At 69.3% G+C, this 26,610-nt stretch carries 21 protein-coding genes; 14 read left to right on the top strand and 7 right to left on the bottom strand.

Features of this window, described 5'->3' with window-relative positions; all coding sequences use genetic code 11:
- Positions 1–9 precede the first annotated feature (9 nt).
- The 3 genes from StrepF001_RS23310 to StrepF001_RS23300 form a co-directional block, all read right to left on the bottom strand.
- Positions 10–2,157 (bottom strand): UvrD-helicase domain-containing protein, encoded by a 2,148-nt coding sequence (locus StrepF001_RS23310; RefSeq protein WP_129800180.1) that lies wholly within the window; start codon positions 2,155–2,157, stop codon positions 10–12.
- Positions 2,158–2,206: 49 nt separating this feature from the next.
- On the bottom strand, positions 2,207–3,814 hold the full coding sequence (locus StrepF001_RS23305) for a serine/threonine-protein kinase (protein ID WP_129800179.1): 1,608 nt from the start codon (positions 3,812–3,814) through the stop codon (positions 2,207–2,209).
- Between the two features lie 105 nt (positions 3,815–3,919).
- Positions 3,920–4,366, bottom strand: coding sequence for an ATP-binding protein (locus StrepF001_RS23300; RefSeq protein ID WP_165396341.1), 447 nt, complete (start codon positions 4,364–4,366; stop codon positions 3,920–3,922).
- A gap of 121 nt (positions 4,367–4,487) precedes the next feature.
- Here StrepF001_RS23300 and StrepF001_RS23295 point away from each other — a divergent pair, with 121 nt between their 5' ends.
- Together StrepF001_RS23295 and StrepF001_RS23290 are read left to right on the top strand one after the other, a co-directional pair.
- A complete protein-coding gene (locus StrepF001_RS23295) occupies positions 4,488–5,348 on the top strand; it encodes a helix-turn-helix transcriptional regulator (RefSeq protein ID WP_129800178.1) in 861 nt (286 codons plus the stop codon).
- A complete protein-coding gene (locus StrepF001_RS23290; RefSeq protein ID WP_129800177.1) occupies positions 5,345–5,527 on the top strand; it encodes a DUF397 domain-containing protein in 183 nt (60 codons plus the stop codon). Before StrepF001_RS23295 ends, StrepF001_RS23290 begins: the two co-directional genes overlap by 4 nt.
- A gap of 55 nt (positions 5,528–5,582) precedes the next feature.
- Here the strand turns inward: StrepF001_RS23290 and StrepF001_RS23285 are convergent, their stop codons facing one another.
- The 4 genes from StrepF001_RS23285 to StrepF001_RS23270 all read right to left on the bottom strand — a co-directional run bounded on the left by StrepF001_RS23285 (position 5,583) and on the right by StrepF001_RS23270 (position 14,323).
- Positions 5,583–8,765, bottom strand: a complete 3,183-nt coding sequence (locus StrepF001_RS23285) for a type I restriction endonuclease (protein WP_129800176.1) — start codon at positions 8,763–8,765, stop codon at positions 5,583–5,585.
- Positions 8,762–10,045 (bottom strand): restriction endonuclease subunit S, encoded by a 1,284-nt coding sequence (locus tag StrepF001_RS23280; protein WP_129800175.1) that lies wholly within the window; start codon positions 10,043–10,045, stop codon positions 8,762–8,764. Before StrepF001_RS23280 ends, StrepF001_RS23285 begins: the two co-directional genes overlap by 4 nt.
- Entirely contained in the window at positions 10,042–12,033 is a 1,992-nt protein-coding gene (locus StrepF001_RS23275) for a class I SAM-dependent DNA methyltransferase (protein ID WP_129800174.1), read from the bottom strand. Before StrepF001_RS23275 ends, StrepF001_RS23280 begins: the two co-directional genes overlap by 4 nt.
- A gap of 103 nt (positions 12,034–12,136) precedes the next feature.
- Complete coding sequence (locus StrepF001_RS23270; protein ID WP_206306923.1) at positions 12,137–14,323, bottom strand: N-6 DNA methylase; 2,187 nt, start codon at positions 14,321–14,323, stop codon at positions 12,137–12,139.
- Between the two features lie 234 nt (positions 14,324–14,557).
- Here StrepF001_RS23270 and StrepF001_RS23265 point away from each other — a divergent pair, with 234 nt between their 5' ends.
- From StrepF001_RS23265 to StrepF001_RS23210, 12 genes are all read left to right on the top strand, one after another.
- The gene (locus StrepF001_RS23265; protein WP_240797646.1) at positions 14,558–15,133 is read left to right on the top strand and encodes a hypothetical protein; all 576 of its coding nucleotides are present in this window, start codon (positions 14,558–14,560) and stop codon (positions 15,131–15,133) included.
- A gap of 125 nt (positions 15,134–15,258) precedes the next feature.
- A complete protein-coding gene (locus tag StrepF001_RS23260; protein ID WP_129800379.1) occupies positions 15,259–16,944 on the top strand; it encodes a hypothetical protein in 1,686 nt (561 codons plus the stop codon).
- A gap of 51 nt (positions 16,945–16,995) precedes the next feature.
- On the top strand, positions 16,996–17,652 hold the full coding sequence (locus StrepF001_RS48190; protein WP_240797645.1) for a hypothetical protein: 657 nt from the start codon (positions 16,996–16,998) through the stop codon (positions 17,650–17,652).
- Positions 17,649–19,745: an Hsp70 family protein gene (locus StrepF001_RS23250; RefSeq protein ID WP_129800173.1), complete on the top strand. Its 2,097-nt coding sequence runs from the start codon at positions 17,649–17,651 to the stop codon at positions 19,743–19,745. Before StrepF001_RS48190 ends, StrepF001_RS23250 begins: the two co-directional genes overlap by 4 nt.
- A 528-nt stretch (positions 19,746–20,273) precedes the next feature.
- On the top strand, positions 20,274–20,570 hold the full coding sequence (locus tag StrepF001_RS23245; RefSeq protein WP_129800172.1) for a hypothetical protein: 297 nt from the start codon (positions 20,274–20,276) through the stop codon (positions 20,568–20,570).
- A gap of 51 nt (positions 20,571–20,621) precedes the next feature.
- Complete coding sequence (locus tag StrepF001_RS23240) at positions 20,622–20,915, top strand: hypothetical protein (protein WP_129800171.1); 294 nt, start codon at positions 20,622–20,624, stop codon at positions 20,913–20,915.
- A gap of 21 nt (positions 20,916–20,936) precedes the next feature.
- Complete coding sequence (locus StrepF001_RS23235; RefSeq protein ID WP_129800170.1) at positions 20,937–21,353, top strand: hypothetical protein; 417 nt, start codon at positions 20,937–20,939, stop codon at positions 21,351–21,353.
- 728 nt (positions 21,354–22,081) lie between these two features.
- On the top strand, positions 22,082–22,474 hold the full coding sequence (locus StrepF001_RS23230) for a hypothetical protein (protein ID WP_129800169.1): 393 nt from the start codon (positions 22,082–22,084) through the stop codon (positions 22,472–22,474).
- A gap of 43 nt (positions 22,475–22,517) precedes the next feature.
- Positions 22,518–23,993, top strand: a complete 1,476-nt coding sequence (locus tag StrepF001_RS23225; protein ID WP_129800168.1) for a hypothetical protein — start codon at positions 22,518–22,520, stop codon at positions 23,991–23,993.
- Positions 23,994–24,004: 11 nt separating this feature from the next.
- Positions 24,005–24,544, top strand: a complete 540-nt coding sequence (locus tag StrepF001_RS23220; protein WP_129800167.1) for a hypothetical protein — start codon at positions 24,005–24,007, stop codon at positions 24,542–24,544.
- Positions 24,545–24,577: 33 nt separating this feature from the next.
- Positions 24,578–25,114, top strand: a complete 537-nt coding sequence (locus StrepF001_RS23215; protein ID WP_129800166.1) for a GNAT family N-acetyltransferase — start codon at positions 24,578–24,580, stop codon at positions 25,112–25,114.
- Positions 25,111–26,610, top strand: a complete 1,500-nt coding sequence (locus StrepF001_RS23210; protein WP_129800165.1) for an ABC transporter substrate-binding protein — start codon at positions 25,111–25,113, stop codon at positions 26,608–26,610. Before StrepF001_RS23215 ends, StrepF001_RS23210 begins: the two co-directional genes overlap by 4 nt.

The raw sequence follows: 26,610 nt of genomic DNA, 5'->3' as shown, positions 1-26,610 counted from the left end.
CCACCGGCGTTACACGCCCGCCTCCACCAGGAACGGGCTGCGCTTGCCGGACCAGGAGACGTAGAGGCTGTCGCGCGCCCTGGTGCAGGCCACGAACAGCAGGCAGCGTTCGGCCATCATGTCCGTCTCGTGCTGTTTGGGGTCCACGTCGGGCGGCGTCACCGCTTTGGGGAACGGCAGTGCCTCCTCGGTGACGCCGATGACAGCGACGCAACGAAACTCGAGCCCCTTGAACGAGTGCATGGTCCCGACCCGCACGGTCGTCGCTTCGCCCTCGGCGTCCGCGGCACGCAGCGGTGTGGCGGGGACGCCGACGGCCTTCAGACGCGCCACCGTCTTCGCGCACGTCTTGTTGAACCGAGTGCTGACCCCGATCTCCCCGGCGCCGACGCCTGCGTCCATCCACGCCCGTACCTGGGTGACGAGCGCGTCCAGTTCGGCCTCCTCGGTCGCCGCGGCGTGCACGGCGGGGCCGTCGCCGTGGAGGGCGGAGCGGTATCCGAGCAGGGTGTCGTTGCGGTTCTCGTCCTCCAGCTGGGCGATGGGGCGGCCGACGAGCAGCGCCGTGGACCAGCGCAGGATCTCCTGGGTGCTGCGGTAGTTCTTGCGGAGCTTCACCGACCGCCCGGTCACTTTGATGCCGAGCGACTTCAGGGACACCTTCGAGTCGTAGATGCGCTGATGCGGGTCGCCCGCGATGAACAGGTCGTCGGGGCGGGCGGGAACGGCCGCGCGCAGCAGACGCCACTGCGCCGGGTGCAGGTCCTGTGCCTCGTCCACCACGACATGCCGGTACTGCGGCCCCTTTTCCTCCAGCAGCCGCGCAGCCTCCGCGCACGTCTGCAGCCAGGTGCGGGCCCCGTCCTCGGCCAGGCCGGCCGTGAACCGCTCCACCGTTTCCCACACCAGGGGCCGCTCGGCCTGGGGCAGCCGGTTCCCGCGGCCACGCCGGTCCGCCGCCTCGTACTCGGCCAGGGTCCTGATGTCCTGGGCGAGGATGACGTGCCGGTACTCCTGCGCCAGGAACTGCGCGCTGCCGGTGAAGCCCGTCGCCTTGGCGGCCTTTGCCCAGCGGCTCTCTTCCTCGTTGTTCATCAGCGGCCGCAGGGCCACCGCGCCCGGCGCCTCGGTGACGACCCGGTTCGCGAAGCCGTCCACCGTCGAGATGTCCACCCGCTCGCGCAGCTCCGGGTCCTCCACCAGGGACTCCAGTCCCGAACGGAGCGCGTTGACGAGGGCGTTGGTGTACGTCGTGAGGAGGATGCGGTCGCCGTCGCGCAGGTATCCGAGCAGGTGCTTGACCCGGTGCAGCGCGACGACGGTCTTGCCGGTGCCTGGCCCGCCCGTGATCTGGGCAGGACCCGAGTAGGACGCGCGGTAGGCCACCTTCCGCTGAGACGGATGCAGGAAGACCCGCCAGGCCGCGAACGGCTTCTCAAGGATGTCCCGCAACTCCTCCGAGGCCGTGACCAGCGCGATGCGCGCCCGGCTGTGCTGGATCGCCGTGTCGTAGTCCTGCGTGTCCACCGGCTGCGCCGCCGCCTGCAGGGCGGGGGCGACGATGTCCTGCCACACCTCCTCGACCGTGCAGCCCTCCGCGAGGTACTGCAGTACCTCGCGCTGATCCTGCGGCAGCAGCGGCGCGAAGACCTCCAACTGCTCCTTGTCGACGAGCGACCGGGCCTGTCGCAGCGTCTCGGCGTCGATGCCGAGCGCGGTCAGGTCTCCGTCGGAGAACTTCGCGAACAACCGCTCCTTCGGCGAGGCCTGAGCCACCCGCTCGTACGCCGGCGTGATCTCGTCCAGGGTCGCCGCGTCCCGGATCTCGACGGCCCGGGTCACCTCGTTGATGCTGGACTTCTGCTTCTTCGCCCACGCGATGGCCTTGTCGTGCTGCATGACCCGCAACAGGACGAAGGTGTCCCCGGAGGGCGGGGCGAGAACCACACCGCGCCAGAACTGGTCGATGCGGATGGTCCGGATCTGCTTGTCCTTCGCGTTCGTCAGGCTCTCCAGTTTCAGCCCCGGGTCCTTGAAGAGCTGATCGAGAGTGAGCCGGTTGAACTTCTCCCAGGTGTCGAGAACGCCCTTCCTGACCGGCGGCTGGAGCTTGGGGAGTTCGGCGAAGAAGCCGATGTCGAAGGCGAGCTGCGGCATGCGTGGATCCTAGTGTCCGGTCGGGCGTCGGTGCGGACGAACAAGCAGGTCAGGGCGAGGAATGGGGGACGTCACCGTCGAGATCCAGCCGGATCACGGCCAGGGTCTCGGCCACCTCGGCGGTAAGTTCGTCGTCAGGGCCGAACACCAGACACAGATCCGCGTGCAGCGGGTCCAGGACGTCGAAGGCGTCCGCCGCCCGCCCCTGCGCGAGCAGCAGCATGCCGATGTCGCGGCGCAGTTCCACGGCGTTCTCGCTCACGTCGCCGTCGACGGAGCGGACGACATCGAGGACGCCGTGCAGCCCCGCCAGCGCCTCGGTCACCTGCCCCAGTTCCCCGCGGCAGCGGGCCGCCTGCGCCCGGCTGTCCAGCGCCTCCTCGCTACTCGGGCCGCTCACGCGCGCGTAGGCGTCGGCGAGCGCCTCGAACTCCGGCAGCGCGGCCCGGTGGTCACCCGCCAGCTGACGGCTGACCGCCCGGCGCATCCGCAGCCCGAGGACCGCCTTGCTCTCCGAGCCGAGAGCACGCGCGGCCGGCTCGATCATCTCGCCCACCACCTCGGCGGCCTGCGCGTACCGCTCCTCCTCCATCAGGGCGCGGTAGTGCGCGTGCACGTCGAGGATCTGCTCCCGCAGTGCCTCCCGCTCGGCCGCGGGGACGGCAGGTGGTGCGTCCGGCCCGGCGGGGGACGCCGCGGGCCGCGCGCTCGCGGAACCGGCGCGCGAGCGGGGCGCGTACGGGCGGCGGAAGATCCCGGTCGGGTCCGGCACCCCGGCGGGCCCCGCCTCCTCCGGTACGGACTCCTCGCCGGTCACCGGCAGGAACGGCCGCAACCGCTCGTACACCTCCTGCACGTCCGCCGGACGCGCCTCGGGCGCCTTGCGGAGCAGGTGCAGGACGAGTTCCTCCAGCGCCGCCGGTACGTCGGCACGCAGCTGCCGCAGCGGCGTCGGTGCCGCGTTGACGTGCTGCATCATCAGCTGCCACTCGCTGTCCCCGCCGAACAGCGGCCGTCCGCAGAGCAGTTCGTGCAGCACGCAGCCCAGCGCGTACAGGTCGGTGCGCGGCGTGACCCGTCCGCCGCGCACCTGTTCCGGCGCCATGTACTGGTGCGTCCCGATCGGACTGCCCGTCACGGTCAGCTTGGTGACGTCCGTCCGCAGGATCGCCGCGATGCCGAAGTCCAGCACCTTCACCGTGCCGTCGCGGGCGACGAGGACGTTGCTCGGCTTCAGGTCACGGTGGACGACGGGCACGTCGTGCGCGTACGACAGCACCGTCGCGACCTGCGCGGCCACGGCCACCGCCCAGCTGAGGGGCAGGGGGTGGTCCGGGTGCACGTACGCGGTCAGCGGCACGCCGTCGACCAGCTCCATCACCAGGAACAACTGCTCGTACGACTCGTCCAGATCGGCGTCGTACACCTGCGGCACGCCCGGGTGCTGGATCCGCGCGGTGATCCGCGCCTCGCGTTTGAACCGCTTCTCAAGTTCTTGCGCCAGGTGCGGTGACGTGACGGCCTGCGGGCGGATGAGCTTCACGGCGACCGGCCGGTCCAGTACGGCGTCGTAACCGCGCCACACGTCCCCCATGCCGCCGTGGCTGAACTGCTCCAGCAGCTCGTAGCGTCCCGCGATCCGCCGTGGTTCCGGCACCTGGCCCCCGCCCCGTCGAGTGTCCGAAAGGTCTTCGATGTGGTTGGGATCAGTGTCGTGGGTGGGGTTTGGTGAGTCCAGCCGGAGCGCGTGCGAGCTACGTGATCAGGACAGGCCGGGGATGGTGCACTCCGCCCAGACGGTCTTGCCGGGCCCGCCCGTGGCGCGGGGTGAACAGCCCCAGCGGTCGGCCAGCGCCTCGACGAGGAGCAGTCCGCGTCCGCTGTCGCCCTCCTGTGTTGTGGCGGTGGGGAGGTGGGGGATGCGTTCACCGCGGGTGTCGCTGACTTCGATCCGTACGGTGCGGGTGGCCGGGTCGGCGGTGAGGAGGACGTGGAAGTCCCGGCCGGCGACGTGTCCGTGCCGTACGGCGTTGGCGCACAGCTCGGCCGCGACGAGCGTGACGACGTCGTGCGCGTCGCTGCCGTACGGGATGCCCCAGGTGTCGAGCCGGTGCCCGCACAGGCGCCGGGCCAGGCGGGCGCCACGGGGGGTCGAGCTGAAACGCATCGTGAACTGGTGCACCGTGAGGGGGGATTGTGTTGCGGTCATGCACTCACGGTGGCGTTCTGTGGCATAGCGTGACCAGTGGTGACGCGCTGACGCCGATCTTTCGTACGGGGCGGGCGCGGGTGCTGTACGGGTCGGTACGCGGGGGAGAGGCGGTAGGACGATGACCGAGGTGAGGGACGAGGAGCCGGCGCGGGGGCAGGAGCAGCGGCGACCGGAGGACGAGCCGGGGACGGGCGTGGTGACCGTGTTCGGACGGCAGTTGAAGCTGCTGCGGACGCGGGCGGGGCTGGACCGGGCCGAGTTCGGCAAGCTGGTCGGTTACTCGGCGGACACGGTGGCGTCGATCGAGCAGGGGAGGCGGATTCCGCAGCCTCGGTTCATCGACAAGGCGGATGAGGTGTTGGGGGCTGGGGGTTTGCTGACGGCCATGAAGGAGGAGATTGCTCGGGCTCAGTATCCGTCGTTCTTCAGGGATGCGGCGCGGCTGGAGGCTGATGCCCACGAGCTCTTCCTCTACGCCGTGCAAGCCGTACCGGGGCTCCTTCAGACCGAGGAGTACATGCGCGCACTGTTGGCCATGCGGCGACCGCTGCTGGACGAGGACACGATTGAACAGCGAGTTGCGGCACGGTTGTTGCGCCAAGAGATCTTTACTCGATGGCCCGCACCGCTCGTGAGTTTCGTCATCGAGGAGGCCCTGCTCCGCAAACCGTTCGGTGGTAAGTCCGTGCTGCGCGGGGTTCTGGAAAACATCCTCCTGATCGGACACAAGCGCAACGTCGAGATCCAGGTCATGCCGAACGACCGTGAGGACAACGCTGGCGTAGACGGGCCTTTCACGTTGATCACCCCGAGGAAGGGCGACCAGATCGCCTACTTGGAAGTGCAGGGACGCAGCATCCTCGTCACTGACCGGGATGAGGTGCGGTCCATCTCAGCGCGTTATGGGATCATCCGAAGCCAGGCTCTCACTCCGCGAGAGTCCCTGGGATTCGTAGAGAAGGTGCTGGGAGAGCTATGAACACGGGCGAGTCGTGGCGCAAGAGCAGCTACAGCGGCGCGGAGGGCGGCGAGTGCATCGAGGTCGCCGAGACCGGTGAAGCCGTATGGGTACGCGACTCCAAGCGACCCACGGAAGCCAAGCTGTCCTTCGGGACGGAAGCCTGGGCCGGCTTCGTGCGGATGGCCGCAGGGCGCTGAACTCACGGAAGACTGCCGGGGCCCGGTGCGCGCGTCGCACCGGGCTCCGAGTGTGTCAGAGCTCGTCCAGCCCCTCCTCCCGGCGGATCATCCGCCAGGCGGCCCGGCGGGCGCTACGGTCGAGGTTGGACTTGAAGTCCCGGTCGGTGCCGAAGTACCGCTTGCCGAGGGTGTCGATGGTGGAGACATGGTCCATCATGTTCTCCTCGAACTTCTTGTCGAAGACGATGCCGAAGTTCTCCTCGTCGTTGACGAGTGCGGCGGCTCGCACCTTCGGGTCCTTCTTCGTGGCGTTGAAGGCCGGGAGGACATCCTCCTCGGTGAACTCCGTGCCGAACTTGGCGTTGAACTTCTCGATCAGCTCGGACAGCAGTGACTTCTCGGCGTCCTTGGCGCCGCCCGCTCCGTCGCCGAATCCCTTGAGCTCGGCCGCGCCCTCGGGGCTGAGCGACACGTCGTGCTCGCCGGTCTTCTCGACGCGCAGGTGGCTCAGATCCACCTCACCTATGTCGACTCCGCCGTCGGCGAGGCGAGGGAGGCGGTTGAGCAGGTAGCGTCCGTAGAGGTACAGGCGCTCCAACTCGGCGTCCTGGTAGGGGACGATCTGCGCGAGGAAGCCGTACTTGCGGACATAGTCGTTGAGGTTGGCGCGGAAGTCCTCGGCGGTCTCGACGTCGTCCTCCTCCTCGCTCTCCAGGAGGGCGGAGAAGCGGGTGACGGCGGGGGACAGGAGCCGGTACAGCTCGGCATGGAGCTTCTCCCACTTGGACTGGGAGCCCCCTGCCTTCTTCTCCGCCTCGATGTACGCGGCGACGAACTCGTCCATGTCCTGCTCGGAGATGACCGGCACGGACATGACGCGACTCTGGGCCGTGTAGAGGAGGTTGGGGTCGGAGGGCAGAGTGTGCGCCTCCTCGAAGTACGGGCGGAAGGCGTCCTGGATGTCCTCGGCCTCGTTGACGAAGTCCAGGACGGCGAGGTCGGCCTGGGACTTGCGCTCGGCGGTGCGGTTGAGGCGGGAGAGGGTTTGCACGGCGGCGATGCCGGTCAGTGTCTTGTTGACGTACATGGTCGTGAGGAGCGGCTGGTCGAAGCCGGTCTGGTACTTCTCGGCGACGACCAGGATCCGGTATTCCTGCTGGCCCTTGCCGCCGGCCTTCGCGGCCTTGTCGTCGGCGCGGGTGTAGGCGAAGGCCTTCGGAAGCGCGCCTTCGGAGAGGCCGCCGTTCTCCTTGACCTCGGTGGTCTCCTCGCCGTCGATGGTGAGAGAGCCGGAGATCGCGACCAGCACACCCAGGTCCGGGTACTTGGTGTCGTAGTCCCGGTCCTTGATGTAACTGCGGATGGCGCGGGCCATCTCCACGGCGGAGAGGCGGGAGGCCGTGACCACCATCGCCTTGGCGCGCCCGCCGAGCCGGCCGCGGGTGTGGGTGACGAAGTGCTCGACGATGACCTGCGCGTGCTGGGACACCGTGTGCTCGTGCATGAGCGCGAACCGGGCGAGCAGGCTGTTCGCCTTGGAGGGGTCGACCTCCTTCTCGTCGCGGTTGAGGTTCGCGAGCTTCCAGTAGGTGTTGTACGTGACGTAGTTGCGCAGGGGATCGAGGATGAAGCCCTCCTCGATGGCCTGGCGCATGGAGTAGGTGTGGAAGGGGCGGTAGACGGTCTTGCCGTTCTCCACGCCTTCCGTGCCGAAGAGTTCGAGCGTCTTGGACTTCGGCGTGGCGGTGAAGGCGAAGTAGGAGAGGTTGGCGGCGCGGGAGCGTTCCACCGCCTTCGCCTTCAGCTTGTCGTCCACGGTGACCGTGGTCGCGCCTTCGTCGTCCGAGTCGGCGTCCAGGCCGAGGTCCCGCAGGGCGGACTTCACGGCCGTGGCGGCGTCACCGGACTGGGAGGAGTGCGCCTCGTCCACGATGATCGCGAAGCGGGTGCCCTTGATCTCGGTCGGGTTGCGCTTGATGTAGTCCAGCAGCGCCGGGAACGAGTGCAGGGTGACCGTGACGATCTTGCCGGTGTCCCGGGAGAGGGCGCGGGCGAGCTGCTCGCTCTTGGCCCCGTGCTTCTCGTCGACCTTCACGACCAGGCCGTCCGTCTGCGAGAAGCTGCCGACGGTGGCTGCGAGCTGGGCGTCCAGGGCGCGGCGGTCGGTGATGACGATGACCTTGTCGAAGACGGGCTCGCCCGGCTTGATGCGGCCGTCGGCGAGGGCGTCGGGCCTGAGAACGTGCGGATCGCGGCGGGCGTGCAGGTCGCTGAGGCGGTGGGCCAGCCAGCCGATGGTGTTCGACTTGCCGGAGCCGGCGGAGGCCATGACCAGGTAGTTCTGGCCGGCGCCGTGGACAGACGCGTGCGCGGTGAGCTTGCGGACCACGTCCCACTGGTGGAAGCGGGGGAAGATCGTCGATTTGGTGGTGCCGCCGCCGGGCGTCTTGTGCTTCTGCTGGTGCACGAAACGCTGGAGGAGGTCGAGCCAGTTGTCGCGCTGCCAGACCTGTTCCCAGAGGTAGGACGTGGCGTACGTGCCGTGGGTGGTGGGCGCCGGGTTCCCGGCTCCGCCGGGCTGGCCGGGGCCGCTCGAGCCCGTGTTGAACGGCAGGAACTGGGTGCTCTTGCCGCGCAGTTGCGTGGTGACGAAGACCAGGTCCGGGTCGACGGCGAAGTTCGCGATGACCCGTCGGGTGAAGATCAGCTCGGTCGGGTCCCGGTCGGTCCGGTACTGCTCCTTGGCCTGCTCGACACCCTGTCCGGTGAGCGGGTTCTTCAACTCGGCTGTGGCGATTGGGATGCCGTTGAGGAACAGGGTGAGGTCGAGGCGGTGCCCCCAGTCCGCCTGCTTGGTGGCGTAGGGGAGTTCGCGGACGACGGTGAGGCGGTTGGCCCGGTAGCCGTCGAGGACGGAGTCGGCGGAGATGAGGTTGGGCTTGAAGTAGGCGACGCGGAGGCGGACTCCGCGGTCCTTGACGCCGTTGCGGAGGACGTGGAGGAGGCCGTCGTCGGCTATGGCTCGGTCGAGGCGTTGGGCGAAGCCGCGCTGGGCCTCGTTGGGGTTGCCGCCGTAGACGGTGAGGAGTTCGTTCCACTCGTCGGGCTGGGTCGCGCCGATGAAGGTGAACAGCTCGTTGGTGTCCAGGCCGAGGTCGGCCCGGTAGTCCTCGGGGTTCGCCTCGCGCCAGCCGCGTTCGCAGAGGGCGGCAACGATGGCGGAACCGAAGGACGACTCGTCGTGCACGGGACTCATGCGGAGACTCCTTCGGTCACGTTGCGACCGCTGGCGGTGGTTACGTCGAACTGGCCGGTCACCGCGGAGGTGATGAGGGACCGGCGGCGTTCACGCAGCAGAGCGTCACGTCGCTGCAGCAGTTTGATCTGAGCTGAGATCTGCGCTTCCTGCGCACTCAGCCGACGAACAATTTCCCGCTGAGCGGCCCTGTCGGGAGCGGGAATCCGCAATTCGCGCATCAGTTCCTGGCTGAGATTGGGCTGACCGGCGCCGACTGCCTGCGCGACGATCCCCTCTTTGTGCGCCCGGAACCAGTAGTAGGCATACTCGGTAGAGATGTCGCCGCTGGGGATCAGGGCACAGCACGCCTGGTTGAGGCATGCGTCCATCGTGAGGATGCCGACTCTCCCTTTGGTCGCCCCTTGGCCGTACAGGGCGACGACGAGGGATCCGGCGGGGATCAGCTTCAACGCCGGAAACTCCTGGAGCGCCTCGTCGGTCACACTCTTCTCAACGTGTTCGATAACGCTGTCCCTGACGTCGGAACTGTTCACCCACGGGTGCGGACCGGTGTAGTAGTGCTCATGAGTTGACGTCGGCGTGGTTCCGCTTGCCGTACGGAACTCGCGACTGACCTTGAAGAGCTTCCACGACTCAGCCATTTCAGGCATCCAAGGAACGCCCGTTTTGACCGTCCGGTGCCGTCCTGCGGATGTTTCTCTCCGCATCAGCTCCTGCAGCCGGTGGGCGAGGAGGTTCGTCTGGCGCAGACTGAGATCACGTAGCGCGTCGATCCGGCTGGTGGCTGCGTCGAGGAAGTCGGCGATGCGCCGTTGCTGAGTGACGTCCGGGGCTGCGACGCGAATGTTTGCGTAGCGCTCGGCGTTGAAGTTCTGAATCGTTGACGATACGGACTCGGCTTGAATGGTGTGCTGGAACGGAGCGCTGCGGGCAACGTAGGCGAGGAACCGGGGGTCCGCATTCGAGCGAGGTCGAAATCTGACCAAGTAGCCTGCGAACGTCATTCCTGCGTCAGCCGGGCGAACCAGATAGGACTGTCCGGGCGGTGTTCCACTGCGGGACAGAAGCAGGTCCCCGGCGGTGAGGGTGAATCGCGCCTCGGGAACGGTTTCGACAAAGACCCCAGATTCGTCAGGTGTCAGTACGCCACTACTGATGTCCGTGGTACGCAGGAGACGCACTCCCGACTGCACGTATGTTTCTGCCGAGACGTTGAGGCCATATTGGCCCGCGTCGATGCAGAGGTCCTTGAGTCGAAGGTTGCGCCAGCTACTCATTCCGTAACCTCCCCCAAAAGCCCCTGAATCTCCGCCTCAAGGGCCTTCAACTCCGCGTCGATCTCCGCCAACGGCTGCGGCGGCTCGTACACGTAGAAGTGCCGCGTGAACGGAATCTCGTACCCGATCTTCGTCTTGCTGTGGTCGATCCATGCGTCCGGCACATGCGGGTGGACCTCCCGCGCCAGGTACTCCTCGACGTCCTCACCCAGCGGCACGTTCTCGTAGTCCCGCAGCTCCGCATCCGGCTCGGGCTGTCCCTTGACGAACTGGACCTCGCCCTCCGGGTCCCGCACCCCGAGCACATCCCGCAGCGCCTTGTTGAACGGCGCCCCCGTGAGCCACGTCCCGCCGGCCTGGACCACAGCGTCCTTCAGGGCCAGCCAGGCCTCCTGCTTGGTGGCCCAGCTCGTGCCCATCAGGGACTTGAACGCGTCAGCCAAGGCCGGAGCCTGCGGAAGCTTCTGGATCACCTTGGACGCCTCCAGTTCAGCCGGCGTCGCCTCCGTGACCTCGAACCGCAGCTTCAGCGGGCGCTCCACCGTGATCCGCTGGTACCCGAAGTCCTCGTTCCAGAAGACCTTCACCTTGCTGTGCAGCGGGTACTCCGCGTCGCCCGCAACCGCCAGGGCCTCACCGTACAACTTGACCACTGTGGCGATGTGGTCCGCGCCCAGCTCCTTGCGCTTGTCGCCCAGCGACTTCCGCATCTTCTGCCACTGGTCGCGCGCGTCCAGCAGCACGACCTTGCCCTTGTGGTCCGGGCTCTTCCTGTTCGTCAGGATCCAGAAGTACGTCGAGATGCCGGTGTTGTAGAAGAGCTGGTCCGGCAGGGCGACGATGCCCTCGAGCCAGTCGTTCTCGAGGATCCAGCGGCGGATCTCCGACTCACCCGACCCCGCCGCGCCCGTGAACAGCGGCGAGCCGTTGAAGACGATCGCGAGCCGCGAGCCGCCCCCGCCGTTCACATCCACCGGCTTCATCTTCGAGATCATGTGCTGGAGGAACAGCAGCGAGCCGTCGTTGATGCGCGGCAGCCCCGCTCCGAAGCGGCCGGCCTCGCCCAGCGACTTGTGCTCGTGCTCGACGTCCTCCTTGACCTTCTTCCACTCCACGCCGAACGGCGGGTTGGCCAGCATGTAGTCGAAGGACTTACGGGCGTGCCCGTCGTCGGAGAAGGAGTTGCCGAAGGCGATGTTCTCCGGGTTCTGGCCCTTGATCATGAGGTCGGACCGGCAGATCGCCCACGACTCGGGGTTGAGCTCCTGCCCGTACACCTCCACCGTGGCGTCCGGGTTGAGCTCGGTGATGAGGTCGTCCATCGCGGAGAGCATGCCGCCCGTGCCGCAGGCCGGGTCGAGGACCGTGCGCACCGTACCGGGGAGCTGGAGTCCGTCGCCGTCCGGGGCGACGAGCAGCCGCACCATCAGCTGGATGACCTCACGCGGCGTGAAGTGCTCACCAGCCGTCTCGTTCGACTGTTCCGCGAAGCGGCGGATCAGTTCCTCGAAGATGTAGCCCATGTTGTGGTTGGGCACGACCTCGGGGCGCAGGTCCAGGTCGGTGAACTTGCCGATGACCTTGTAGAGCAGCCCGGCGCCGTCCAGCCGCTTGATCTGCTGCGCGAACTCGAAGCGGTCCAGCACGCCCCGCGCGTTGTCCGAGAACGCCCCCACGTACACCAGGAGGTTCTGCGCCGCGTTCTGCGGGTCCGCCGCGATCTTCTTCAGGGTCAGGCGGGACTTGTTGTAGAAGGAGTGGCCCGAGGCCCGGCGCAGGAAGCGGTCCGGGTCGATCCCGCTCTCCTTGTGCTGGTCAGCCAGCTCCGCGACCTTCTCGCGCGTCGGCTCCAGCACGCACTCCAGGCGCCGCAGCACGGTGAACGGCAGGATGACCTTGCCGTAGTCGGACTGCTTGTAGTCCCCCCGCAGGAGGTCGGCGACGGACCACGCGTGGTTCGCCAACTCCGTGTGCTTACTGCTGTTCAACTGGATCCCCGGATTCCTTCCGAAATGTCCCAACCCCACCGCCCGAGCCGGTTGACCGACGGCCGGTCCGACAAGTGTGGTCTATGTGTGAAGGCCTGCGTGCCTAACGGGGCGAATCGCCACCTCGGCCGCGTACCCCCGCCGTCTCCCGCGAGGGCAGCAACTGGCCGCCCGTGAGCCCGCCTGACAGCAGCCGCGCCGTTTCCTCCGCCAGCCGCGTCGCCCGCTGCGCCTCCACCCGAAGTTCGTGCACGCGCCGAAACGCCTCCCCGTACCGCCTCTGCTCCTCCAGCGGCAACAGCGGGACCCGCAGCCTGCCGGGGCTGATGTGCAGCACCGAGCTACCGGTGGACGCGCCCGCGATGTTGTCCTCGGCGCCCAGGAAGCCGGCCAGGAACCAGGCGTCCAGGCGCGCCGGGTCCGGGCGGAACAGGTGCACGTGGAGGCCGAGCAGCGCACCGGCCTCCTCCTCGCCCGCGACCCGCGCCATGGCGCCCCCGTCGCTCGCGACCGCCCGAACCAGCACGTCCCCGACCGCGATGACCGCCGCCGCCTCACTGCGCAGCTCCGCCGCGTCGCCGGTCGGACCGGTGCCCCTGGCGATGTCCGAGCCGGTGAGCACCGGCCGGGGTTCCGCCGCCGCGCCGTCGCCCTGCTCGGCCCGCCTCGGGGCCTCGGGGACCGTCCGCAGCAGCGTCAGCGCCCCGCCCCTCGCCAGGTCCGACGCCGTCGCCGTACGCCACTCCCGTGCGGAGGTGCCCGCGGGGCTCCACTCGGCGTTCTGGCCCGCCTGGTCAAGGGACTTGGCCGCCGTCACCAGCTTCCGCCGCGTCGCCTCGACCTCTGCCGACAGCTCATCCGGGTCGACATCCGCCCGCGAGGCCCGAACCTGCCGTGCGGGGGTCAGGTCGACGACCTCGTCCAACAGGTCCACGACCGTCACCGCACGTGCGACCCCGGCCTCGCCCTCGAACGCGTCCGGGTCCGCCGCGAACGCGGTCCACGCCGCGACCGCCCGCTCACTGATCGCCGTCCAGTCCAGCGCCGCCGAACGCCCGCCCCCTCGCGTACGGGTCCTTGCCGTACCGGAAGCGGTACCGGAACCCGAGCCAACTGCCGCGTCCGCCGTGTCGACGAACAGCACCGACTTGCGTTCCGGGCCGCCCGGCTCCGGGCGCTGCAGCACCCAGAGGTGCAGGCCGATGTGGAGCGGGGTCGCCGCGCCCGGCGGCAGCGCCAGGACCGCGCGCAGTGCGCCGGCGCGGACGAGTTCCGCCCGTACGCGACGGCCCGAGGCCCGCGTCGCCGTCGCCGGCGGCAGGAGCATCACCGCGTGGCCGCCCGGTTCGAGGTGCGCGAGCGCGTGCTGCACCCAGGCCAGCTCGGACTCGGCGCGGGCCGGGAAGCCGTACGCCCAACGCGGATCGTAGGCCAGCTCGTCGTGGCCCCAGTCCCGGTCGCCGTAGGGCGGGTTGCACAGAACGGCGTCGGCGACGAGGTCCGCGAAGGCGTCCGTGCGCAGGCTGTCGCCGGTGCGCACCGTGACCGTCGTGGCCTCGGGTGCCGTCAGCGTCAGGCTCACCGCACTGCGCCGGGCCTGCACCGGCACGGTGTCCTGGCCGTACAGCGCGCTCGTGCCGCGCCGGGCAGCTGCCGCCAACAGGCTGCCGCTGCCGCACGCGGGGTCGAGGACGCGCGCCGGGGCGCCGGGGACCAGGCGGGCCATGAGGTCGGCGAGAGGTTCCGGTGTCCGGTACGTCCCGGACGCGGCGCTGTCCTCCAGCTCCCGTTCCGCGAGTACGCCCAGCGCGACCTCGCCGCCCTGGTCGCGCACACAGAGGAGCAGCGCCCGCAGGACGGTGGCCTCGTCGGGCGTGAAGCGCGCGGTGTCCGTTGCCGGTACGACGTCGGCCACGTCCGCCACCGCATCGTCGGCGTGCTCTGCCAGCTCCGCGTCCGGCAGATTCGCGAGTGCGGTCAGCTCGTCCGGGGTGCGGCGGGCCGCCGCGAGAACGAGGGGGAGCAGGTCGGAGGCACCGGGCTTACCGCTCTGTGCGTGCAGGCGCAGCACCGTGCGCAGCTCCTCCGCCGGGCTGGCCGCCGCTGCCTGCCCACGGGCCGCGAGCCAGGCGCGGACCTCCTCCAGGTCGTACAACGGGCTGCTCTCCGTGCCTCCCGAGGGCGCGGGGAAGTCGTCGTGCCGGCGGCGCCAGTTGCTGACGGTGGCGCGGGTGACCCCCGCGATGCGGGAGATCTCGGCGGCGGTCACCTGGGCGGATGGCTGGGGCATCGCGGAGTCCTGGGCCTCTCGGTAGCGAACGGTTAACAACCTATAGCACCCGTCAAATCTGTCAATGTGTTTGACGGTGCTTTCACGGACATGCTTACCTGGTGATGCTTCCGCAGTGAGCGTCGGTCTGCGGAGGGTGTTCATCCGTCATGCCCGCACCGGCTGCGCCGTGCGCCGGGACCGCGGACGCACCGACGTGATCACCACATGTCCCGAACCGAACGGAGCTCGACCATGACCACTCCGACCCCGAACCCCGGCGCGCAGGGCGGCTCTCAGGGCCCGCAGCCCCAGCAGGCTCCGTGGGGCACCCCGCCGCCTCCACTCGGCAGCCCCAAGTCCCCGAGACGCCGCAAGGGCTGGGTCATCTACGGCGTCGTCCCTCTCGTCTCCCTCTTCGTCGGAGTTGGTATCGGCTCCAGCGGTGGGGGCGGCGACACGGCCCACGCGAAGGCTGAGCCCGGACCGGCGGTGACCGTCACCGAGACTGCGAGGGCGGAGGCCGAACCCGGCCCCACGGTCACCGAGACGGTCACCGCCACTCCCAAGGAGACCAAGCAGTCCGGCCCTGCCGCCAGCTTCTCGGGCGAAGGCGAGTACCTCGTCGGCGAGGACATCAAGCCCGGCACGTACAAGACCGCCGGCCCGGAGGACGAGTGGGGCTGCTACTGGGAGCGCGCCAAGGATGCCAGCGGCGAGTTCGACTCCATCATCGCCAACAACAACCTCAACGGGCCGGGGCGGGTGACGCTCAACAACGGGGAGTACTTCAAGACGAACCGGTGCCAGGAGTGGACGAGGGTCGGCTGAGGCAGGGGCATGGGTCCGCCCCAACTGCTGTACGCCCTTTGGCAGGCAGGTTACCTGCGGATTTGTGGTTCAGGTGAGGGCTAGGTGAAGTCCCTGTGTGCGGTTACTCTGTCGGCGTGTACGACATGACCGACCCCGTTGCCGCCCGCCGTGCGGCGATAGCCGCCGAGAAGGAGCGTCTGGCGAGAGCACGGGAGCGCCGGCTGAGCCGTGAACCGGCCGGCGCGAACGGCTTCGCGCAACGGAAGTGGCGTTGGCTGGGCGTCAACGGTGGTGAGGCCGTCGAGGCCGTGCTGGCGCTGCTGAAGGACGTTGCTGAGGCGCCCACGCTGACGGACGGCCAGCGCGACACACTGAGCCGTGCTGTCGCGGGGACACCGGACCGCGAGACCTTGCTTCCGGCGGTCCGGGCCGGCCTCGCGACCCTGGAGCCGGACGGCGTCCTCGGCCATCTGCGTTCCTTGTGGGCCACGGGGGTGCGCTGGCTCAACGAGCCCGGATCGGAACGGTGCCGGATCCTGTGCTCGACCGCCCCGGGGATCGAACTCGTCAACGTGAAATCCCGAGCGGTCTCGGGAGGGCCGGCGTTCTCCCTGTTTGCCACGGCGGCGACGCGCGGCGCGATCCCCGTACCGAACACACATCTGCCGCAGGTTCTGCCGTGGGCGCCGCTGTCCGTCATCGACGACCTCGTGGACCACGGCGGTCTGCTGGCGGAGGACCGGCCCTGGGAAGCGCGCGAGGAGGCTGACGCGCTCTACCTGCGTGCGCGTCTGGCCCCGGCATCCGTCAACCCACGGGACGCCGCGCGACTCGGCTGGGACGGCTTCCTGCGCCGCCGCGCGTTCCTGGACGGCGACGAGATCGTGCGGAAGGAACCAGAGGACGTCTGGGACCTGTTGTACGACGTCGTGGCGGAGGCCCACCTCCCGTCCCTCGGCGCCCTGGACGCCGTCCTGCCGCGCGCCCAGCAGATCGAACTGCGCAACCTGAAGTCGGGGGCCCTGAACGGGCAGTGGGCCATGGAGACGGTCCGCGACAAGGGATTGTGGAAACCGATGGCCGCCCTGTGGCAGCCGACCGAACCCGTCGATCCGACGCGCAGCGACTTCCACGCTCTGGTCGCGCTCAGGCGCGCCTACGACCTGGCCAAGTCCGGAGACATGGAGGCGGCGGGCCGTCAGGCGGACTCCTTCCTGCGGGACCGCGCCGTCCGGTCGCTGCCTGCCGGGTTGGTGTGTGAGGCGTACACCATCGCGGCCTACGTGGCCGTGGTCACGTCGGCCACCGCCGCCGGGAGCGAGAAGCTCGCCCTGGCGGAAGAACACGCCCGTAAGGCAACAGGGACCGGCAGTGCCGTGGCCGAACGTAATCTCGCCCTCGTCCGCACGTGGAGATCCACGCCGAAGAACCAGCGGGGGCCGATGACGAACCCGTTCCTGGAACTGGGCCTGGACCATGCAGCCGAACGCTGGGAGCGCCACTGCCGGGAACTCTTCCGGCAGTACGAGCACGAGGGTGACCAGGCGAGTCAGGCGCGCGTCAACCAGGCGGAGGACCGTATCCACGACGCCTTTCGCCATGACGCCGGTCTCGACGTGTTCTTCCAGCTACCGCTCGACAGGTCCCGGTACGAGATGCCGGACGCCGTGCCCGGGCAATTGGTGCCCCCTTTGGAGCCGATGGCCCGCCGCACCTCGCTCACCAGCGGCACGGAACTGGAGGCCATTCGTGCCCGGGCAGCCGTCGAGCTGCTCGACGACTTCCGGAGTACCGCACCCCACCTCGACCGTCACGGCCCCACCCCCTGACGGATTTTCCTGACAGATGACGCACGATGGTGAGCGAGGCGCAACCAGTCCATGGCCCCGAACAGGAAGACCGCGGCACGCCGTGGTGAGAAGAAGGTTCCCAAGAACGAGCGTGCCCATCGCCCATGCCCGCACTGCGGGCAGATACAGCCGGGCAAGACTCGTGCGGACGCGCCGCACAAGCCCGGCGGACTGAAGCACCGCAGAGCGAAGCGGCAGGAGCCGGTCGAGCAGCCCGCCACCGCGAAGCAGCAGGCCGTCTCCCAGGCGCCGGAGCCCATCGACGCCAAGACGATCATCCAGGGCGTGGTCGAACGGATCCCCGCAGCTCTGGAGACCACGACGGCCGGCGAAGCCGTCCCGGCCGCCGGCCTCAACGTGGCCGTCCGTAAGGCCGTTCTGGACGAGTTCCGGACCCGGGCCCAGTTCGCAGGGCGGCTCGCGGAGATCGACGCACTGCTCTGGGCGCAGACGGACCACGGTGGCGAGCTCGTCAGCAGCACGCTGCAGGACCATTTGCGACAGTTGCGCATTCTCAGGGTGACCGAGCCGGAGGAAGGGGACCGGTTCGTCGTCACCGAGGGCGAAGGCGACAGCTTCGAGGTACTGCGTCCGGCATACGTGGATGAACTGACCGGCAAGGTCGTTCTGGCCGGACACCTGCGGAGGGTTTCCGCGCGCAACAGTGCAGTGGGGGAGGAAGAGTGACAACGGGTATCGACTTCGGCACCACCAACTCGGTGGCTGCACAGTGGAACGGCGCATACGTCGAGATCCTGGAACTCGGCGGACAGGGACTCGACGCCGACTGGGAGCGACCCGGCTTCGAGAAGCTCTACCCGTCGGTCGTGGGCACCAGTTCCCTCCGGGCGGGCGCCCTCTTCGGCTGGGAGGCCAAGCTCCGCTCCGAGAAGGCCGTCGAAGCGTGCAAGCGCATGCTGCGGGAGGAGCCCCTCGTCACGATCGGAGGGCGGCGATTCGCCGCGACCACCGCGGCCGCCGGGGTCTTCCGCTCCATGGCCGCAGCCGCGGAGGAGGAGGCGGCGACCGAGATCGGGGAAGCCGTCATCACCGTCCCGGCCAACGCCACCGGCGCGGCCCGCTTCCGTACCCGTGAAGCGGCACGGGCGGCGGGCATCACGGTCAAGACCCTGCTCAACGAGCCCACGGCCGCGGCCATCGCCTACGCGCACGCTGTGGAGGAGGAGGGCGAGTTCCTCGTCTTCGACTGGGGCGGCGGAACCATGGACGCCACGCTGCTGCTGCACGACGACGGCTTTTTCGACGAGAAGGCCAGCCGTGGCGTCAACCAGCTCGGCGGTCTGGAGATCGACGAACGTCTGCGCCGCATGGTCCTCGACCGGGCGCCCGCACGCAGGCAGTGGTCCGAGTCCGAGCAGCGGCAGTTCCGCCTCGACCTCGAACGCAACAAGATCCTGTTGTCTTCCCAGGAGTCCGTACGCATCACGACCCCGGACGGAATTGCCGTGGAGATCGGCCAGGACGAGTTCTCCGCCGGGATCCAGGACCTGATCAGCCGGGCACTCGACCCGGTCGAGCAATGCCTCGAACAAGCCCGCATAGACCCGAGCGAGCTCACAGCGGTACTGATGATCGGAGGCAGCAGCCAGATCCCCGCGGTGCGCGAGGCCGTGGCCGAAGCACTGGATTGCGAACTGGTCGGCCCCGAGCTGTGCAATCCGATGACCGCCGTCGCCGAAGGTGCCGCCATCAGCGCGGCGGCCATGGACGGCGAGCTGAAGAGCATCATCCGAGTCGTCAACACCCACGCGTTGGGGACGGTCACGAAGGACCGTCACGGCAAGCGCGCCTTCAGCTCGCTCATCGACCGTAACCAGAGACTGCCCCAGCAGCGGAGCAAGTCCTATCAACCGTCCCAGGACGGAGTGCGCCGACTGACCGTGGAAGTGTGGGAAGGAGACCCCGACCGGCCCGTCGACCACCCTGACAACGTCAAACTGACCGAGCTCGTCCTGGCTTACCCGCAACGGTCCCAGGCAGAGGACGGCGTGTTCGACCTGGAGTACACCTACAGCAAGGAAGGGCTGCTGACAGTGAAGGCAACCCTTCAGAAGACCGGCGAGGTCGTCCTCGACGGCGAAGTCAGGGTCTTCGGCGACAGCACGGTGCCTCCGGAGATCGAGAAAGAGCTCAAGGCACTGTTTGCCCTGCCGTCGTCGGAGCGCACAACGCCCCGGCCCACTCACCCTCAGCCGGTCCCTGCCACGGCGCAGTCCGGCGGACGACCCGACTACGCGTCCCGGCCGAACGTCGCGCCACCGTCCCCGGCCTCCCTGGCCAAGAAGCCCGCTCCAGTGACCAAGCAGCCGTCCGCCGCCCTGGTCGTCGACGGGTCGAACCTGGCATGGAACGGCCGCCCTCCGCGCTCAGCGGGAGGACGACCCAGCTTCCTCGCCCTTCAGGCGGCGATCAAGGCGCTGCGGTTCAAGAACCCGGACAAGGACATCCACGTCGTTGTCGACGCCACGCTCCGCCACGACGTCGCCCCGGAGGAACGACCGCTGGTGGAGGAGGCCATTGCCAGCGGCACGGTGGTCCAGCCGCCCGCCGGCACCGAGGGCCGTGGAGACGCCCTGGTGATCAGCATCGCGGACGAGATCAACGGAGTGATCGTCTCCAACGACAACTTCGCCCCCTTCCAGAAGTCCAACCCCTGGCTCCTGGATGTCGGCCGGGTGTTGGGGGCCACTCAGTCCCAGAGCCTCTGGGTTTTCAACCCCCGCAGACCCAACCTCGCCGTGCCAGGGCGTCGCCGCTGACGGCGATCCTGGCCCGACAGCGCTTCACACGATGCGGTGCAAAGAACTGCCCCGGTCGAACGCCGTCGGCGGCATCCCGCCGTCGACGGCACGGGCCGGCCACCCCGCTGGGGCCTGTCCGGCGGATCATGCCGGAATCGCGGGGCCTGGCACGCCCACCTGCGCCGATCAGTCACCGCCCGTTGGAGCCGGCCTGATCCGCCGGACAGGCCCTATTGCCTGTGTGAGGTTGTGATCACTCTTCGGGTTCCGTTCCCGTGCGGGGGCTGGAGCGGAAGGGATCGGGTCCGAACCCGTCCGGGACACCCCTCGGACAAAACTCGGACAAGCCGCTGAGCAGGCAGAACTCCGGACGGGATGTCCGGGACAGGCAAGGGCGGTTGTCGGGATGCGGTTGGTGTCAGCAAGCTCTGATCTGCCCGGCCATCGAGTGCCGCATCGCCCGAATTCTTCGCTGCCGAATCCGTTGGCACGGCGCAGCACCCACGTTGCCGGGACCTCCGAACCGCAATCGACAGGAGACAGCTCATGCGTGTTCGCAATGCCCTGGTGTTTCTGGGGCTTGGTGCCGCGCTCGCGGTCGGCGCGCCGGCCGTCACCGCGCAGGCCGCGCCTTCCGGCTGCTCGTCGTGGCAGACCAGCCCGACGTTCGCGTACGGCGTGTGCAACCGCGTACCGCAAGGTGACGCGTGGCGGCTCGGCATCCGCTGCTCGGACGGCGACTACGACTGGTCCGCCTGGAAGTACACCACGCAGCGCACGAGTCTGCGCTGCAACAACAGCGGTGCTGTCATCACCCACCACTGGATCGACCCGGCCAACTGAGCCGGCGTCGGCAAGCACAAGTCCGTCAGTCCTCGCTTTTGGAGATCGTTTATGCGTTTTCGCAGCTCTCTTGTGTCCGTCGGTCTGGGAACCGCCCTGGCCCTCGGCGTGATGACCGCTCCCGCCCAAGCGACCCCGACCGGCTGCTCCTCGTGGAAGACCGGCCCCAACTTCGCCTACGGCGTGTGCAACGACGTGTCACGGGGCGGCTGGTGGCGCCTCGGCATCCGCTGCTCGGACGGCGACTACCGGTGGTCCGACGAGAAGCGCACGACCCAGCGCACGAGTCTGCGCTGCCTCGCCAGTGGCACCGTCATCACCCACCACTGGATCGACACGTTCTGACCGACGAGGGGAGAAACGGGCATGCGTAACAAGCGTGTACGGGGGTTCCTGATCTCGGCAGTCACCCTGGCCATGGCGTCCCTGACCGGCGTGGGCAGTGCGGCCGCGCACAGCGCGGGTCCTGTCAGCGCGCCGGGCGACAAATGCCGCACAGTGTACGCCAAGAGCAACAAGGGATACGCCGACGTCTGCTGGACTTGGTACGCGGACTCGCAGGGGACCTACTACGGCAGCTACTGGGGCTCGTTCTACGACACCGCCCCCACCGACGGGCAGTGGGTGATTCTCCAGGCCACCTGGAACGGAGCTGGTCGCTGGGTGCCTGTCAAGTCCGCCGCGGCGGGTGAGGATTTCTGGGATGACTACACCGGGCTCAAGGGCCTGACGTTCCGGGCATGCACCAACTATGGATACTGCGGTTCCGCAGCGGTTGCATGACCGGCGCGCGAGACAGCGCAGGTCCATGAGCCTCACAGGGTGTGCCGGAATCTCCGGCACACCCTGCACGGACTGAACGGGCCTCACCCACGCAAGGCGTCGACACCCGGGTGCTCCCGATCGGCATCGCCGGCAACCATCGGCCAACTGTGGTGCACAGTTGGCCGATTGTGGTGTTCGGTCACAACGGCTGCCGGTTGCCCTGCGGCGGGGCGCCCTGAACTGGTGCCGCTGACGATCAAGTACAGGCCCCGGTGCCCTTACGGAGCGTCTCTGTCCCGGCGCACCCGCGTAAATCCGGACCAGGATCGGCTGAGAGACGGCCAGTTACCGCCTGATGCGGCGGCGAATGGCCGGCAGGCCGAGACCGAGCAGCCCTGGTTCTGCAAGGCGGGATGTGCGTCGGCACGCGCTCGACCTGCTGACACCGGACAGCCGACGTCACCGCCCGTAGCGCCGGCTCTCGGTGGGCGGTACCAGTGTGTACTTCCTCGGGCACTTGGGGCACGGGTGGTTCACGGTGTCTTCACTGTTCGCACGCGAATGGCTGTTCAGCCGGGGATTCGCCGCCGCGCCGCATTGTTCAGTGCCGCGATCGGGCTGCTGAACAACGGTGTACGGCGGTGTGATTGATGCCAAGGGGGAGCCCGGGGCGGCGCGGGGCGCTACCGCTCGTGTGCCGCGCCGCCCCGTAAGGCCCGCACATCTGCACCGAGGGAGGAACACCGATGAGCCCCGACGACGCCCGCCGGCCCGGAAGCGTGACCCTCGCGGTGATCCTGGTGATCCTGGGGACGTTCGTGGCGGCCGTGGCGGCGTCGTCCGACCCGGGGGTGCAGAACCTGACGGCCGGGCTCGTCCTGGCCTGCTTCTGGTTCGGGATCCGGGCCGGCCGCGGACGGCGTACCGCCCGGACCACGGTGAGCTGTCTGACGGTGGTGACGCTGGTGTTCGCCACGCCGTTCGCCCTCGCCGACCCGCTCTACGGCGGCGTCACCCTCCTCCTCGCTGCCGCCCTCGCGGTCCCGGGGGTGGCCCTGCTGTACACGCCCAGAGCCGAGGCCTACGTCCGCGCCCGGATGGATCTCCTGCACGCCGGCCGGGCCCTGAGCGACGACTGATACGAGCCGGCGTACACCGAGCACCGAAAAGGGGGGCAGGATCATGGACGAGCCGGCGTACGCCGCGGACGAGCCGCCCGAGGTCCGGGCGGAGCGCGACCCGGTGGCCGTCGCTGTCGGCAACGCATCGTTGCTGGGCGTCGGTTATCTGCTGATGGGGCGCCGTGGGCTGTTCTTCGCCGCCGGCACGGTCACCGTCGCGCTCGTGTGGACGGCCGTCTCGGTCGCGGAGACGTGGTGCGAGGCCGTGCTGCTGCTGTGGTGGCTGCTGGTGGTCGCGCACGGGTGGCTCCTGGCGCGCGGGGGGCTGAAGCGGAGGCGCCTCGGGCAGCAGGAACCGGCACCCCTCGCTCAGCTGCACCCTGCACCGCCTGGGCCGCAGGGCCCGGCACGGCTCGGGCAGTGGCTTCGCGCGCTCGCCGTGACGGTCCCTGTGCTGCTGGTCGTCGGGCTGCTGCGGTTCGACGCGCACGCGATCGAGGACCGAGTCACCGAGGCGCGCGAGAGCGGGGACTGCGTCGGAGTGGTGACCGCGCAGGAGGACGTGTGGTTCGGCCACCGTCTCGTGGGCGCCCCGCAGGCCGCCCGTGGTGATGTGGCCGTCGAGGCCTGCGGGCGGCTGGACGAGGCACGGGCCGAGTTGTCCGCGGGGCTTCTCGACGCCGATGTCGAGGCGCTCGGGGCGGGGTACGCGATGCTGTCCGCGCTTCTGAAGGAGCCGGGCAACGACAAGACGGTCGAGACGGCCCTGGACGACTTCCTCGGCGGCCTGCCCACGGACGACGCGTGCGAGACCGTACGGATCACCGACTGGCTCCGCGCGCGCAAGCCCGGCAACGACGTACTGGACCGGTCGTCGGCCACCGCCGACCGGACCGCGCCGGCCGCCCTCCGCGGCTGCGGCGACGACCTCCTGGGCGAGCAGCAGTGGACGCAGGCCCGGTCGCGATACCGGCAACTCCTCGACGAGCACCCGGACGACACCCGCACGAAGCAGGCCCGCAGCGGGCTGCGCAAGGTCACCCTCGGCATCCAGCTGGACCACGTCCGAGAACTGGTGCACGACACGAAGAGCAACGCGACGGGCGGGTACTGCGCGGCACCGGCGAAGTACAGCGGCGCGCCCGCCTATCGCAAAGGATCGAACCCCGCGCTCTTCGTGGGCGACGACGAGTACACGGAGAAGCTGCCCGACCGCTGGGAGGCACAGATCCCGGAGGATGCCGCACTGATCGTGTGTGTGGGAACGGCGAGCTTCGGAACCGCCGTGGAGACGTGCCCCTACCGGGACTCCGACTCCGGTGGGCCCACCAGAAACGTCACGTTCCACAAGATCCGTGTCCCGGTGAAGGCGTACGAACTGCGCACCGGAAAGCTCGTGGCCGACCGCAGCGTGCAGATCGGCGGTACGAGCTGCCCCTACTTCCTCTCCTACTACGGCGTCGCTCCGTCGGCGGAGTACGTCGAGCCGTCTGCGTCCGACGTACGCAACGCCTTCTCATCGATCGTCAACCGGTGAACGGACAACCCATGCACACTCCCTCCTGGTTCCCGACCCGCCGCGCCCTCACTGCCGTCCTCCCCGCCGTGCTGCTCGCCACCGCGGGCTGCGGCGACAGCACGCCCGGCGGGGACGACGGCACGCGAAAGCCCCGCTCCGGTCCGTCCGCGTCCCCGTCGAGCCCGAGCCCGAGTCCGACCCCCACCCGCGGTCCGGTCAGCCCCGTCGGCGACTGGACGCTGAGCCACAGCGATTCCGGCTCCGTCTTCTACGTCCTGACCGTCGAGAAGAACCGGGACCTCAGCATGCTGGGCCGCCCCCGGGGCGGGGGGAGCGGGAGCGGTACCGACCTCTGCTTCGGAGACCTCACCGCCGGGCCGGACCCCTACAAGGTGAAGATCACATGCGTCAACACGGACGACCTGAAACCGGGGCGCCCGAAGACCGACGTGTTCGAAGGTACGGCCGTCATCTCCGCGGACCCGATCCGTGAGCGGGACACGTTCGTGATCACATGGGGCGACGGATCGACGGACCACCTCACGAAGAGGGGCGACGGCGACTGGTGATCACGCCCTGCAGCTAATGCATATGATGTGCAAGTGCATGACTACTGCATCAGGATCGCGGAACCCGCAGACCTCGACGGCGCCCGAGCCGTCATGCTCGACACCGTCTACCGCGACTTCGGGACCGGATACGTGCCCCGCTGGCACGGCGACATCATCGACCCGGCCGCCGCCTATCTCGTCCCCGCCCGCCACACCCTCCTCGTCGCGGTGGACCAGGGCGACGGCAGCGTGGTCGCCACCGCCGCCCTCGACTCCCGTGGCCCGGCCTGTCCGCCCAACCCACGGGACGTCGCCGAGCGCTTCCCCTCCGGCGAGACCGCGCAGCTGCGCCGGGTGTACGTGCGCCCCGAGCACCGCCGCCGCGGGCTCGCCCGGCGGCTGGTGGACGCACTGGTCGCCTTCGCCGAGGCCGACGGCGGATACCGCTCCGCGTATCTGCACACCGATCCTGCCGTGCCGGGCGCCGAAGCCTTCTGGCGGTCGCTCGCCAAGGTGGTGCACGACGAGCGGGAGGACCCCGGCGGCGGGCAGGGGATCGTGCACTTCGAGATCCCCCTGGGGCGGTGACACGCGTGCGTTCCTCCCGACTGCTCGCCTCCGTGCTGCTCATACCGCTGCTCACCGGATGCTTCGCCTCCGGCGGCGACACCGGCTCCTCCGGTGACGCCAAGGACGGCTCCCGGCTGCGGGTCGCGCTCGCCTTCCCGCCCGCCGAGAACCTCTCCCCGTACGGTGCCGACGCGACCATCCTGAGCCGGCTCGGCGTCACCGAGGGTCTGACCGCCCTGGACGCCAACGGTGCCGCGGCGCCCGCGCTCGCCGCCTCCTGGCAGCGCAAGGACAACCGGACCTGGCTGTTCACCCTGCGCGAGGCCACCTTCCAGGACGGCACCGACGTCACCGCGCAGGCAGTCGCCGCCTCCCTCACCGAGGCCACCGAGGCCGAGCCCGAGCCCGCCGCCCTCTCCGGCATCAGCCTCACCGCGAAGGCCGAGGGCAGAAGTGCCGTACGGATCACCACCGGTGAACCCGATCCCGTACTGCCGCTGCGGCTCGCCAGTCCCAGCCTCGCGGTTCTTTCGGCGAAGGCCTACGAGGAGAAGGACCGGGTCGACCTCGTCGGCACCGCCACCGGCCCCTTCGAGCTCACCAAGGTCACCGGCAGCAGCTCCGCCACCCTCGACCGCCACGACGACTACTGGGGCGGCCGCGCCCAGGCCTCCGGCATCGACGCGAAGTTCATCGCCGACGGCACCGCCCGCACCGCCGCCCTGCGTACCGGCGACATCGACATCGCCGAGGCGGTGCCCGTCGCGCAGGCCGCGAGCCTCGACGAGGACACCCGCCGGGAGACCGCGACCACCCGCACCACGAGCCTGCTGCTCAACAGCAGGTCCGGTGTGTTCAAGGACGCGAAGCTGCGGGCCGCCGCGCGGGCCGCCGTCGACACCTCCGCGCTCGCCGACGGCGTGTACGAGGGGCACGCCGATGCCGGTGTCGGCATCTACGGGCCGGCCGTGACCTGGGCCGAGGGCAAGCGGCAGCAGCCCGTGGGGCGGGCGCGGGCCGCGCAGCCCGACGGCACGTCGATCACGCTTGCCACGTACGACAACCGGCCCGAACTGCCGGAGGTCGCCCAGGTGTTGAAGCAGCAGCTGGAGAAGGCCGGGTTCAAGGTGACGCTGGAGGTGCGCGAGTACTCGCGGATCGAGAGCGACGCGCTGGCCGGCAAGTTCGACGCCTTCGTGCTCGCGCGCAACAGCCTGGTCGACACCGGCGACCCCGTAGCCGTCCTCGCCAGCGACTTCACCTGCGACGGCGGTTACAACCTGGCGCTGCTGTGCGACAAGGACGTCGACCGCGCCGTCACCCGGGCCGAGGCCACCTCCGACACCGCCGAGCGGCAGGACGCCGTCATGGCCGCCGAGGCGCGGATCCTCGGCACCGACGCCGTGGTGCCGCTGGTCCACCAGCGGGTCATCACCGGTGTGGGCGCCGACGTCCGGGGCGCGCTCCTCGACCCGTACGAGCGCACCCTCGTCGGCACCGGGACGCGGCGCTGA

Source organism: Streptomyces sp. F001 (assembly GCF_004187715.1).
Taxonomy (GTDB): domain Bacteria; phylum Actinomycetota; class Actinomycetes; order Streptomycetales; family Streptomycetaceae; genus Streptomyces; species Streptomyces flavusporus.
Note: the sequence above shows the minus strand (reverse complement) of the source record. Positions and strands in the feature narration are given on the sequence as shown.